1 protein-coding gene is annotated in these 452 nt (G+C 51.3%); it reads right to left on the bottom strand.

Annotated elements, in window-relative coordinates:
• Positions 1-434: DNA-binding protein (locus tag DWV53_RS15115; protein WP_118155435.1), on the bottom strand; the 434-nt coding region annotated here is incomplete at its 3' end.
• Positions 435-452 lie beyond the last annotated feature (18 nt).

Here is a 452-nt window from a genome sequence, read left to right on the forward strand (position 1 = left end):
GTGGTATCGCCTGCAGCGCTCTCGCTAGAGTTGAGGAGATCCATGGCGTTCTTGGCGTTGGCATCGAGAGAGAGCTGGGTGTTGCTGAGCTTGCCGGTAGCACGGGCTCTGAGGCGGTAGCCTTCTACAAACTTGGCGAGGCTCCACTCCTTGATGCTGGCGGCTCCCATCTTGTTGATGATGCCGATGGAGAAGATGGCGAGGTTGTCTATCTTCACTGCCTTATTCTGGAGCACGAGCTCTTTCACACAGCTCACCATATCGGTGAGAAGGCCCTTGATGGCACCCTTCGAGAACGGGGTGTTGTGGCTCGCCATGTGTTCGGCGAGTTCATCGATACCGATGGTTTCTGTTACTACTGGTCGCGCATAATATTTGCCATACGCTTCCTTGATAGTCTTGTTCTTGTTCTTCGCTAACTTGATGAGAATCATACTTTAAAAAATTTAGTT

Origin of the sequence: Segatella copri (assembly GCF_003465495.1) — a bacterium.
GTDB classification, from domain to species: Bacteria; Bacteroidota; Bacteroidia; order Bacteroidales; family Bacteroidaceae; genus Prevotella; species Prevotella copri_G.